This is a genomic window from Mesorhizobium sp. Cs1299R1N3 (assembly GCF_037179625.1).
Taxonomy (GTDB): Bacteria; Pseudomonadota; Alphaproteobacteria; order Rhizobiales; family Rhizobiaceae; genus Mesorhizobium; species Mesorhizobium salmacidum.
Map to the genome: position 1 here is coordinate 44933 of NZ_JAPYKQ010000006.1, position 12070 is coordinate 57002.

Sequence of the window (12070 nt, forward strand, 5' to 3'; positions counted from 1 at the left end):
GTCATAAAAGTCCTCCGTGCCGATAAAACATGATCGAAATTGGTTTCGGCGCGCCAAAAAGTCCCTGACAGACTGTTACCCGATGACTCCAAACGTGTGATCTTGCCATGGAACCGCCAGATCACTGCCGCATTTCGTGCCTTATTCCTTTCCTAACGGCTGGGGTCTGTCAAAAAACGGAGCCATCCCCCAAATATGAAGACCCCAAAACAGACTGCGCTTGTCGCGGTAACGATCGCTGCTGGCCTGATGGTCGGCGCCTCCGCCACTTCGGCAACCGCCGCCGCCGGCCAGTGTGGCCGCGCTTCCTGGTACGCGCTGCACTCGAAAACCGCGTCGGGCGAACGTATGAACCCCTCGGCGCTGACCGCCGCCCATCGCACGCTGCCTTTCGGCACCAAATTGCGGGTCACCAACAAGAACAACGGCCGCAGCGTCGTGGTGCGCATCAACGATCGTGGTCCCTTCATCAAGGGCCGCGTGCTCGACCTGTCGAAGGGCGCCGCCGGCCAGCTCGGCTTCATCGGCTCCGGTCAGACTTCCGTCTGCATGGCGCGCGTCTGATCTGATCGTCTCCTGGCCATGATCTCTCCCGCACCGCGGGCCAGCGGAGCAAAACGGGAACTTTCCAAGATCATGGTCGGGTGTCCGGCGCGAAGGCCTGACACATATCCTACACATTTCGGCACTGCACATTGAGCCGGCTGTGCCGTCCGGCGCCGGTTTTCAAGGCTTTGGACGAAATTAGCATTAGTCACGCCACGTGACGTATTGCATCGCAGCAATTAGTTGTTAACTTCCCCGCGAGACATCTAGGGATCGGCGCTGTTCGCCGTCCCTTCGGTCGCGGGGTAACGGATGTTTTACCAGCTCTACGAAATGAACCACGCCGCCCTGCAGCCGGCACGGCTCTATGCCGATGCGGTCCGGTTGTTCTACTCCAATCCGCTCAACCCGGTTTCGCATACGCATTGGGGCCGTTCGGTCGCGGCGGGCGCCGAACTGTTCGAGCGCACCACGCGCCGCTACAGCAAGCCGCAATTCGGCCTGGACAAGACCGTGGTCGACTGGAAGAGCGTCGCGGTCACCGAAAAGACAGTCTGGTCGAAGCCGTTCTGCAATCTCGTCCGTTTCGAGCGCGCCGTTCCAGCCGGACGCAAGGCCGACCCGAAGCTTTTGATCGTGGCGCCGATGTCGGGCCATTACGCGACGCTGCTGCGCGGCACGGTCGAGGCGATGCTGCCCTATGCCGATGTCCATATCACCGACTGGGTCGATGCCCGCATGGTGCCGCTGGCCGATGGCAGCTTCGATCTCGACGACTATATCGACTACGTCATCGACATGCTGCACACGCTGGGTCCGGATACGCATGTGATGGCCGTGTGCCAGCCTTCCGTGCCGGTGCTTGCGGCCGTGGCGCTGATGGAGGCGAAGGGCGACCCCTTCGTCCCTTCGACGATGACCCTGATGGGCGGGCCGATCGACACCCGCCGCAACCCGACCGCCGTCAATCTGCTGGCCAAGGAAAAGGGCATCGACTGGTTCCGCAACAACGTCGTCATGCGCGCGCCCTGGCCGGTGCCGGGCTTCGGCCGCGAGGTTTATCCCGGTTTCCTGCAGCTCTCGGGTTTCATGAGCATGAACCTCGACCGCCACATCATCGCTCACAAGGAGTTCTTCATGCACCTTGTGAAGCACGATGGCGACAACGCCGAAAAGCACCGTGACTTCTATGACGAATATCTGGCGGTGATGGACCTGACGGCGGAGTTCTACCTGCAGACGGTCGATACCGTCTTCGTGCGCCATGCCCTGCCCAAGGGCGAGATGACGCATCGCGGCACCAGGATCGATCCGTCCGTTATCCGCAACGTCGCCCTGTTCACGGTCGAGGGCGAGAACGACGACATTTCGGGCCTTGGCCAGACCAAGGCGGCGCAGGACCTGTGCGTCAACATCCCCGCCGACAAGAAGGCGCACTATGTGCAGCCGGCGGTCGGCCATTACGGCGTCTTCAACGGCTCGCGCTTCCGCTCCGAGATCGTGCCGCGTATCGTCGACTTCATCACCAGCTATGGCCGCCAGACCCGGGTGGCGGTGAAGCCGAAACTGGTCCGCACCGCCAAGCGGTAGGCGGTTTTGAAACAGAGCCGGCCGCGGGTCCGATTCTGTTGCGCAAGTGCCGCTGTCCCTCCCCGCGGGTAACCATGCCGCAAATCAACTCGATGTCTTAATTGACACGGAGTGTAAATCGCCCTTAACGTTTCGTTAACAACAGGGCGAGCGGGGACAATGAATTCCTCAATCACGCGAAGGCTGCGCGTATGCGCGGCAGCCGGGCTGGCGTTAACGGGGGGCTGGATGACACCGGCCTGGGCTTCGGACGCGATGGCGACCGGGGGCCTCACCTCGCAGCCGATCGGCCATTACGATTTCTGCAAGCAGCGTCCGGGCGAATGCTCGATCCGCCCGGCCAACCTCGCGCCGGCGGCCCTGACCGACGGGTTGATGCGCAAGCTAGTCAACGTCACCGCCAGGGTCAATGCCGCCGTCAAGCCGATGAGCGACATGGACATCTACGGCAAGGACGAGGTCTGGGCCTATCCCGACAAGGGCGTCGGCGACTGCGAGGATTACGTGCTGGAGAAGCGGCGCCAGTTGTCCCGCATGGGCATGTCGCTCGCCGATCTCTTGATGACCGTGGTGCGCAAGCCCGACGGGGAAGGCCACGCCGTGCTGACCGTGCGCACGGACGGCGGCGACTATGTGCTCGACAATTTGACCGACAAGGTCAAGCCCTGGGACGAGACCGGCTACCGCTTCCTCAAGCGCCAGGCGATCGACAACACCGGCCGCTGGGTCTCGATCCGCGGCGGCCAGCAGGTTCTGGTCGGCTCGGTACAGTAGGGACTGCAGCCGCGGCCGCCCAGTTAGGGCTGCGCACTCTCAGCGCTTCGTCATCCTCGGGTCTACGCGTCCGCCTCGCTCCCGCTCCGCCCGTGGATGACGAAGACGAGGAGGCTCCGCCGCGCATCTCCGTCCAAAAATTCGCACCTCTCCATGAACCATTTCCGTTCGCCCGGCGACACACAGCCGTGGACGATAGAAACCCAAATCATGGAGGCTTCAAATGACTGCTTTTCTGCGCAACACCCTTCTCGTCGCCGCTGCCGTTTCGGCCCTGACCGGATCCGCTCTGGCCGGCCAGACCATTCCAAGCTGCGCCAACACCAACCTCAACGACCTGTGGGCCGGCCGCTGTTGCGGCGCCGCCGGCGCGTCGGACTGCCTGGGCGGCGGACATGGCGGCCAGAATCATGGCGACCATGGTCGCGGCGGCAATGGTGGCAGCACGGCCGGCAAGAAATGATCTCACCACGGCTGCCCGCCGGCTGCTCGCCGGCGGGCGCTGTTTTGCGATCGGGCGATCGCCCGGCCGCCGCAAAGTCCGGGCGGAAACCCGAGTCTAGGATCGCCGGCCGAGTGCCGCGCGGATCGACGCGGTGATGCGCAGAAGCGCGGCCTCATCCAGCTTTTCGATGTTCTCGGCCAGAAGATTGGCAAGTTCGGTGGCGGCGGGGGAAAGACCCGACGTATCGAGTTTCACGCGCGGATGCGAGGTTTCGGCCAGCCGCGCCAGTTCCTCGGCGTCGTCCCAGATGATGTTGAAATAGCCGATGATCTTCTGGATCAGCGTCCAGGTCGGCGCGCCGCGCCTGCCATGCTCGAGCGCCGACAGATAGGCGGCGCTGACGCCGATCGCCGCCGCCATGTCTTTCTGGCTGACGCCGCGCTCGGCCCTCAGCGTCCGCAGCTTCTCGCCGAACGGCGTCATGCGCCCGGCCTCCTGGGAGCCCTCATGAGCGTGCCCGCCGCAGCCTGATATAGAGCGCGCCCGAGCCGCCATGGTTGCGGGCGGCATGGTCGTGGCTGGAGACCAGCGGCCGGAACGCCGGTGTCGACAGCCAGGCCGGCACGGCGCGCCGCAGGACGCCATCGCCGCCCGAGGACGACCCCTTGCCGGTGATGACCAGCACATAGCGGACGCCGCCGGCATGCGCCCGGTGCAGGAACGAGAACAGCAGCGAATAGGCCTCGTCCTGCGTCATGCCATGCAGGTCGACGCGGCCCTCGATCGGCAGCCGGCCTTTTTGCAGCTTGTCCAGCGTCGGCTCGTCGAGCCGGTGCGTGACATGCTGGACCTTCGGTTTTGCCGCGCCCGACGCGTCGGCAACGGGCTGTGCCGGTTGCGAGGGCGTTGGCCTGGCATCGACGGCCATGTCTGGAATGTCGACGGCGGCGCGGCCCTTGAGCGGCTTGGCGGTGCGCGCCACCAGGTTCCACAGCACCCGGTCATCCTCGCTGAGTTTATCCGGGCGCTTGCTCATTTTGCGCCCCTGGCCAGCGCGCGTGGCACCAGCGCGTAAAAATCGGCGGCGTTGCGCACCACCCCGGCGATCTCGCCGGCGGCGTCGCCCGAGCCGGCGAACAGGTCGCCGCGCGCCGGCCCGGTGATGGCCGAGCCGGTGTCCTGCGCGATCATCAGCCGACGGAACGGCCGTTTGTCGAAGGCGGCAAGCGTCGGCGCGTCGATATAAAAAGGCGTGCCGAATGTGTGCAGCAGGCGGTCGACGGCTATCGAGCGGCCCGGCGTCAGCGGCACCTTGGCGGCCGCGATCGGCCCCAGCGCCGCGTCATCCACCGCGGCCTCGCGAAAGAAGATATAGGAGCGGTTCTGCCACAGGATCTCGTCGACGCGCTCCGGATGCGCCTTGAACCAGCCGCGGATCGACTGCATCGTCACGTCGGCGAGCGGGATTTCCCCCAGCTCGCTCAGGATTTTGCCCGGCCCGGTGAAACGCTGGCCGGATTTGGCGGCGTAGGTGACGCGGCAAAGCCGGCCATCGGTCATGGCAAGCCGCGCCGCGCCTTGCACATGGATGAAAAAGGCGTCGACCTTGTCGGCCAGCCAGGCGATCTCCAGCCCCTGGCCGGCGAGCACGCCGCGCTCGATCGCGCCACGGTCGGGATATTCGGTCAGCCCGTCGGCGGTCCGACGGGCGAAGGCAAGATAAGGATCCATCCCGGCGGGCCGATTGGCATCGTCGACATCGACGAGGTCGGCCGGACGCGACAGCAGCGGCACGGCAAAATGCTCGCTCCGCACCGGCGAGGCCTCGACTTGCGGCTCGTAGAAGCCGGTGACGAGGCCGGCGCCGGTCTCCGGCCGGACCAGCATTGGCACGAAATGGCGCTCGAAGAAGGCGCGGGCCTCGGATCGGTTCGCCGGCGCGGCGCCGCGCGCGTGCGCATAGGCCTCGGCGAAGGCGCCGAAATCGACGCCCAGCGCACCGCTGCGATAGGGTTTTACCGGCACATGGAAGGCGGAGCGGGCAAAGGCCTCGAAGGCCGGCAGATGGTCGTCGTCACCCCAGCCGGGGAGATCGCCGAAAGACCTTTCAACAAGGAGAGGCGACAGCGACACCGGAGCCCGCCTGTTCCGGACTCAGTCTTCTTCTTCGGTGGCGACGAGCTTCCAGTTCGGATCGCGCGAGCGCGTGTCGCGGGCGAATGTCCAGACATCCTTGACCTCGGCCACCGTTTCGGGGTCGCCGTCGATGACCGTGCCGGCCTGATCGCGCGTCGCCGAGATCAGCTCGCTGATGATGCGCAGCGTCACATGCGCCTCGCCGCCCTTCATCTCGGCCGAGACGATATCGGCCTTGTCGATGCCGACGAAGGAGGACTGGATCTTTTCCGACTTGGCCTCGCGCTCGCCGATCGCCGCGACGAAGCCGTCATAAACCTCGCGCGACAGAAGGTTCTTCAGCGTTTTGCGGTCGCCGTCGGCATAGGCCATGACGATCATCTCATAGGCCATCTTGGCACCGTCGACGAACCCCTTCGGGTCGAAGGACGGGTCATTGTCCTTGATCGCGCGCAGGCCCTTGTTGAGATCGGTGTCTGGCTTGGCGAAGGCGTCGATGGCCGTATAGGTGTCGGCCGGCGCCGGCTCGCCGGGCCCCCGCTTGCGCGGCAGCGAAACCACGTTTTCGGGCTTCTGCGTGGCGTCCTTGTCGGTGCGCGCCGCCGTATAGGGATCGAAGGGCGGCCGTTCGCTACCGGTCCGACGGCCCAGCACGTTGCGCAGCTGGAAGAAGATCACCACCGCCGCGATCAGGAAGAAAATCGTGCCGAAGTCGAAGAAGCCCATATTTTCCGCCAATCAATCCCTGCCTCTAGGCCGGACCGTCCCAGCCGACAGGCCGCGGTCGCATAGCGTTCACCATTCAAAGCATATAGAACGCAAGGCGCAATCATTCAAATCAAAGGCAGGCATACCTATCTAACAGCCTCCGTGCCAGCGGCGATTGGTCGCCGGCGGGACAAAACAATCGAATGGTCGGTAAAGACTTGCGCATTTCGCTGCTTCCCTTCTTTCTCCTCGCGCTGCCGCTGCTGGAAATCGCCGGTTTCGTCGTCGTCGGCCGCGAGGTCGGCGCGCTGGCCACGGTCGGCCTGGTGCTGGCCTCGAGCTTCGCCGGCGTGCTTTTGCTGCGCCACCAGGGTTTCGGCGTCATGACCCGCATCCGCGCCGAGATGGCCGCCGGCCGCGACCCCAGCGGCCAGCTCGCCCATGGCGCCATGATCGTCGTCGCGGCGATCCTTTTGATCATCCCCGGCTTCATCACCGACATCATCGGCCTGCTCCTGTTCCTGCCGCCGGTGCGCGACCTTGCCTGGAGTAGGCTGAAGGGCCGCATCGTCGTGGCCACCGATTTCTCCACCGGCGGCTTCCGCCGCCAGCGCGACAAGGTCATCGACCTCGAAGACGGCGACTATTCGCGCGAGGACGACCTGAAGCGCGGCCCGGACCACAATTCGCCCTGGCGGCGGCTGAAGGACGACTGAGGCGGGTGTGCCGCCCCGTTCCCGAGGTCGGCGCCGCCCCTCATTGCCCTGCCGGGCATTTCTCCCCGTATAGTGACGGGGAGAAAGTGGCTGGCCGCGACGCCGGCGCCGTGCAGCGTTGGCGATTGGCGAAACCATTGATGACAGCACCCCTCTCCCCGTCACTATACGGGGAGAGAATGCCGGCAGGCAGGTGAGGGGCGGCGCTGCCTCGGGCGATGATCTTCCCGCTCACAAAGCGTCGGCGGCGATTGCCTGGAACCGCAAGGCGGCAAACCTTGTCTTGTCATGCCGGCCATGGTAGCGAACGCCCGATTTCAATTCGGTCAGCCCCGATCATTCGGTGAGCGAGACTGCCCAGGGGAAAAAGGATATCGGCTCATGGCCAGCAATGATGACGCGCCGGTCGGCGCCAATGGCAACGGCAACGCGACGCAGCCCTCGCTCAACGTCCTGGCCCAGTATGTCAAGGACCTGTCCTTCGAAAGCCCCGGCGCGCCGAACTCGCTGCGCGGCCGCGACAAGGCGCCCGGCATCGCCATCAACGTCAACGTCAATGCCAACCCGCTCTCCGACAAGCAGTTCGACGTCAACCTGACGCTGAACGCCAAGGCCTCCTTCGACCAGGAAGTGCTGTTCAACGTCGAGCTGGTCTATGGCGGCGTCTTCGCCATTTCGGGCTTCCCGCAGGAGCACATGCTGCCGATCCTGTTCATCGAATGCCCGCGCCTTTTGTTCCCCTTCGCCCGCCAGATCATCGCCGAGGCGACGCGCAATGGCGGCTTCCCGCCATTGATGCTCGACCCGATCGATTTCGCGCAGATGTTCCAGCAGAAGATCGCCGAAGACCAGGCGGCGTCGCAGACCAAGGTGAGCTGAGGCTCGGCTGATCGGAATAGCTTGAGAAACCCGGCCTCGCGCCGGGTTTTTTGTGGGCGTTATATCCTCGGCAACGCTGGCGGGACAGCACCCCCCTCTGGCCTGCCGGCCATCTCCCCCGCAAGGGGGGAGATCGGATGTCGTGTTTTGCCTTCGCCGATCTCCAACGCGTCAAAGTCGGCGGAGCGCTGAAGCCGCCAATCTCCCCCTTTGCGGGGGAGATGTCCGGCAGGACAGAGGGGGGTGTGAAGGAACTCGGCGGTCGACCAGTTCTGAACCGTCCGGCTCCCCTGCCAACCCTGCGGAGCGCCGCACAACTCCTGCGGATTCCAGAACATTTCGCCACGTTACCCCGCTTTATCATTCCCTCAGCAATGGCGCCCCGGCGGTCGCAGCCGCCCCTGCGTTGGCGAGCCTGTGCATGATCGCTTGGCACTTTTGGGCGGCATGCACCAACAAAAGAGGGAACGTCGATGAAATTCATGCTGACCGACCGCAAGCTTCACCCACGGGCCAAACCCGTCGCCGACGATTTCAGGACGGGCGGCATCAGCCGCCGTGAATATCTGGCGCTCATGGCCGGGCTCGGCGTCAGCGCCGCCGGCGCTTTTGCCCTGGGCGGCATCGCCGCGACGCCGGCCCGCGCCGCCGAGCCGAAGAAGGGCGGAACCTTGCGCGTCGCCATGAACGTCAAGGGCTTCAAGGACCCGCGCACCTTCGACGGTGTCGAAATGTCCAACGTCGCGCGCCACTGCAACGAATATCTGGTGCGCTGGAACACCGATTTTTCGTTCGAGCCCTGGCTGCTGGAAAAATGGGCGATGAGCGACGACGCCAGGACGCTGACGCTGCATATGCGCAAGGGCATCACCTGGTCGAATGGCGACGCCTTCAATGCCGACGATGTCGTCCACAACCTCACCCGCTGGTGCGAGGCCGGCGTTGCCGGCAATTCGGTCGCCGCGCGCATGGGCGCGCTGGTCAATGCCGACACCAAGAAGGTGGTCGATGGCGGCATCGAGAAGGTCGACGACTTCACCATAAAACTCAACTTGCCAAAACCCGACATCTCGCTGATCGCCGGCATGGCCGACTATCCCGCGCTGATCATGCACCGCTCCTATGATGGCGACGGCGACCCGATGAAGGCTCTGGCGATCACCACGGGCCCCTGCGAGCTGGTCAAATGGGACGCCGAGACCGGCGCCGAGGTGAAGCGCAAGGACAAGCCGTGGTGGAAGGGCGAGTTCTACCTCGACGGCATCCAGTGGATCGACTACGGCTCCGACCCCAACGCCATGCTGTCGGCGTTCGAATCCGGCGAGATCGACACCGACCACGAGACCGCTTCCGATGCCGTCTCGCAGACCGACAAGATGGGGTTGAAGAATTCCGAGATCGCCACGGGGTCGACGATCGTCGCCCGCTTCAATGTCGGCAATGCGCCCTATGACGACGTCAAGGTGCGCCGCGCCGCCCAGCTCGCCGTCGATAATTCGGCCGTGCTGAAGCTCGGCCTCGACGGTCGCGGCAAGCCCGCCGACAACCACCATGTCGGCCCCATGCACCCCGAATACGCCGATATCGGCCCGGCCAAACGCGATGTGAATGAGGCGAAGAAGCTGCTCGCCGAATCCGGCAAGGCGGACCATGAATATGAGCTGATCTCGGTCGACGTCGAATGGCAGAAGAACACGGGGGACGCCATCGCCGCGCAGATCCGCGAGGCCGGCCTCAAGGTCAAGCGCACCGTGCTGCCCGCCGCCACCTTCTGGAACGACTGGAGCAAGTTCCCCTATTCCTGCACCGAATGGCTCGGCCGCCCGCTCGGCGTCCAGGTGCTGGCGCTGGCGTACAAATCCGGCGCCGCGTGGAACGAAAGCGCCTATGCCAGCAAGGAATTCGACGATCTGCTCGACAAGGCGCTGGCCATGCCCGACCCCAAGGCCCGCAAGGAGATCATGGCCAAGATCGAGCAGAATTTGCGCGATTCAGGCATCATCATCCAGCCCTACTGGCGCTCGGTCTACCGCACCTACCGCAAAGGCATCGAAGGCTGCGAACAGCACCAGGCGCTCGAGCAGCATTTCGAGAAGGTCTGGATTGAAAGCTGAGGCGAATGCGGCGCCTCTTCCTTCCCCCCTTGTGGGGGAAGGTGGCCTCGCGAAGCGAGGTCGGATGAGGGGTGTTCCAGCTTGGCAACATGCGTTCGGCGTCCGGATCCAGCCTGCGAAGGTCATCATCAGGAACCCCGGAGCCATGCGAAGCGCCTTTGGCCCACACTCATATCATTGGGGAAGATGGCCGGCGCGCATGCCGGTGAGACAATTGCCTGAGCCCCGCGCCGGCCACTAGCGACCTGATGAAGGTCCGCCGCCCGATTTATGTACCGGGCCTATGCCGCGCGATCAACCGAGCCGGGCAGTTGGTATGAATTCGTACCAATCCGGGATTTATCGCGGCAGAGCGACCGCTGGCGACAGGCTTACCCCTCTCGGGAAAAGGTGAACGTCTCTAGTGAGGGCAGACCGACACTGGACACGTCTTCCTTCCCCCCTTGTGGGGGAAGGTGGATTGCCGCAAAGCGGCAAGACGGATGAGGGGTGTTCCAGCTTGGCGGCATCATCAAAGCACCAAATCGGCACGACATACGTCACCGCCCCACTCTGTACGCACCCCTCATCCGTCTCGGCGCTGCGCGCCGATCCACCTTCCCCCACAAGGGGGGAAGGAAGAGGCGCCGCGCCCCTCCGCCCTCACCGTGCCGGCCTCAGCAGCGTCCAGATCCAGCCGGCGAAGGTCAGCACCAGGAACGGATAGCCGGCCGCCGGCAGTGGCGCTGGCCTTTCCTTCTCCCCTTGTGGGAGAAGGTGGATTGCCGCAAAGCGGCAAGACGGATGAGGGGTGTTCCAGCTTGGCGGCATCATCAAAGACCGCACCAAATCGGCACGACATACGTCACCGCCCCACTCTGTACGCACCCATCATCCGTCTCGGCGCTACGCGCCGATCCACCTTCCCTCACAAGTGGGGAAGGAAGAGGCGTCGCGCCTCTCCGCCCTCACCAGCGTCCAGATCCACCCGGCGAAGGTCAGCACCAGGAAGGGATAGCCTGCCGCCGGCAGTGGCGCTGGCCCTCCTTCTCCCCTTGTGGGAGAAGGTGGATTGCCGCAAAGCGGCAAGACGGATGAGGGGTGTTCCAGCTTGGCGGCACCATCAAAGACCGCACCAAATCGGCGCGAAAACACCACGCTCTCACTCTGTACGCACCCCTCATCCGTCTCGGCGCTGCGCGCCGATCCACCTTCCCCCACAAGGGGGAAGGAAGAGGCGCCGCGCTCGACCCCGCTCACCGTGCAGGCCTCAGCAGCGTCCAGATCCAGCCGGCGAAGGTCGCCACGAGGAAAGGATAGCCTGCCGCCGGCAGCGGCGCCGAGGTCGGCAGCAAGGGCGCGCCCCACAGCACCATGCCCACCGTCACTAGGAACAGCGCGGCGGCGATGAACGCAGTCAGCCGCATCCACAGCGCGAATGTGTTCGGCACGCTGACCATGATCAGCGCCGCCGCCCAAAGCGAGATGCCGCCGACATAGGATGGCACGCTGGCTGGCAAGCCCGCCGCGTTGCCGGCCAGTAGCAGGCTCTCGCCGGCAAGGAAGGTCAGGAAGCCCGCGGCAACGCAATCATTGCCGAGGCGCTGGTATTTCATGGTGAGAAGTGCCGTCGCCACCACCAGTGCCACGCCATCGATCGCCCACAGCGTCTCGCGCAGCGCATCGCTCACCACGAAGGTGCCGGCAAGGCCGAAAATGCCGCCGATAGCGAGGCCGAGAGAGGCGGTGGTGTCCAGAGTGGTGCGCATTTGATGCCCCCAAGTCAGGAGGAGGATACGCCGGTAAAGGACGTTCTCAAAGGGAGCCCTTAGCCCTGGCCCGCCCGGCGGCGTGATGCGAATGGTCCCAGACCGCTTGCACGACGGTAACCGGCCACGCTGACAAACGGGGCGATTACCTAGAAAGCATTGCTGAACTTGCTGTCGCGGATTCCACGAAGGCGGAAAGATGCACAAGGCGGGAGGTTTCAGGATCGCCGCGGCAGCAGCATGAGGCAACATGTAGATTACTGCTCCGATGCTGCGCCCGAATATCGCCTCTCAGGTAGCGGACAATCTCCACCGCGTAGCTTCACCGCCGCGCTGGCGGTGGGCCCGCTGCCTCCGGCAGCTCCCCCGCTTTCGAAGCCTGCCATCGATCCACCGGATCGATGTCTTGGCGCT

The 12070-nt window shown here is 64.6% G+C and carries 12 protein-coding genes; 7 read left to right on the forward strand and 5 right to left on the reverse strand.

Features of this window, described 5'->3' with window-relative positions:
- Positions 1 to 195 precede the first annotated feature (195 nt).
- From O7B34_RS15370 to O7B34_RS15385, 4 genes are all read left to right on the forward strand, one after another.
- On the forward strand, positions 196 to 564 hold the full coding sequence (locus O7B34_RS15370; RefSeq protein WP_337109320.1) for a septal ring lytic transglycosylase RlpA family protein: 369 nt from the start codon (positions 196 to 198) through the stop codon (positions 562 to 564).
- A 294-nt stretch (positions 565 to 858) separates the two neighbouring features.
- A complete protein-coding gene (locus O7B34_RS15375) occupies positions 859 to 2136 on the forward strand; it encodes a polyhydroxyalkanoate depolymerase (RefSeq protein ID WP_337146844.1) in 1278 nt (425 codons plus the stop codon).
- Between the two features lie 159 nt (positions 2137 to 2295).
- On the forward strand, positions 2296 to 2910 hold the full coding sequence (locus O7B34_RS15380) for a transglutaminase-like cysteine peptidase (RefSeq protein ID WP_337109322.1): 615 nt from the start codon (positions 2296 to 2298) through the stop codon (positions 2908 to 2910).
- Positions 2911 to 3133: 223 nt separating this feature from the next.
- Entirely contained in the window at positions 3134 to 3373 is a 240-nt protein-coding gene (locus tag O7B34_RS15385) for a hypothetical protein (protein ID WP_337146845.1), read from the forward strand.
- Positions 3374 to 3469: 96 nt separating this feature from the next.
- On the opposite strand, the gene O7B34_RS15390 is transcribed toward O7B34_RS15385, so the two are convergent.
- The 4 genes from O7B34_RS15390 to O7B34_RS15405 are packed head-to-tail and all read right to left on the reverse strand — an operon-like array spanning position 3470 to position 6217.
- On the reverse strand, positions 3470 to 3838 hold the full coding sequence (locus O7B34_RS15390) for a helix-turn-helix domain-containing protein (protein WP_027145710.1): 369 nt from the start codon (positions 3836 to 3838) through the stop codon (positions 3470 to 3472).
- A 22-nt stretch (positions 3839 to 3860) separates the two neighbouring features.
- A complete protein-coding gene (locus O7B34_RS15395; protein ID WP_337146847.1) occupies positions 3861 to 4391 on the reverse strand; it encodes a Smr/MutS family protein in 531 nt (176 codons plus the stop codon).
- Entirely contained in the window at positions 4388 to 5488 is a 1101-nt protein-coding gene (gene mltA, locus O7B34_RS15400) for a murein transglycosylase A (protein ID WP_337146848.1), read from the reverse strand. The genes O7B34_RS15395 and mltA overlap by 4 nt, the downstream gene beginning before the upstream one ends.
- Positions 5489 to 5509: 21 nt before the next feature.
- A complete protein-coding gene (locus tag O7B34_RS15405) occupies positions 5510 to 6217 on the reverse strand; it encodes a Tim44/TimA family putative adaptor protein (protein WP_337141258.1) in 708 nt (235 codons plus the stop codon).
- 200 nt (positions 6218 to 6417) lie between these two features.
- Between O7B34_RS15405 and O7B34_RS15410 the strand changes: the two genes are divergently transcribed.
- The 3 genes from O7B34_RS15410 to O7B34_RS15420 all read left to right on the forward strand — a co-directional run bounded on the left by O7B34_RS15410 (position 6418) and on the right by O7B34_RS15420 (position 9908).
- Entirely contained in the window at positions 6418 to 6915 is a 498-nt protein-coding gene (locus O7B34_RS15410; RefSeq protein ID WP_027145706.1) for an FxsA family protein, read from the forward strand.
- A gap of 381 nt (positions 6916 to 7296) precedes the next feature.
- On the forward strand, positions 7297 to 7794 hold the full coding sequence (secB, locus tag O7B34_RS15415) for a protein-export chaperone SecB (protein ID WP_027145705.1): 498 nt from the start codon (positions 7297 to 7299) through the stop codon (positions 7792 to 7794).
- Between the two features lie 473 nt (positions 7795 to 8267).
- Complete coding sequence (locus O7B34_RS15420; RefSeq protein ID WP_337146849.1) at positions 8268 to 9908, forward strand: ABC transporter substrate-binding protein; 1641 nt, start codon at positions 8268 to 8270, stop codon at positions 9906 to 9908.
- Between the two features lie 1235 nt (positions 9909 to 11143).
- On the opposite strand, the gene O7B34_RS15425 is transcribed toward O7B34_RS15420, so the two are convergent.
- The gene (locus O7B34_RS15425; protein ID WP_337146850.1) at positions 11144 to 11656 is read right to left on the reverse strand and encodes a hypothetical protein; all 513 of its coding nucleotides are present in this window, start codon (positions 11654 to 11656) and stop codon (positions 11144 to 11146) included.
- Positions 11657 to 12070: the final 414 nt, after the last annotated feature.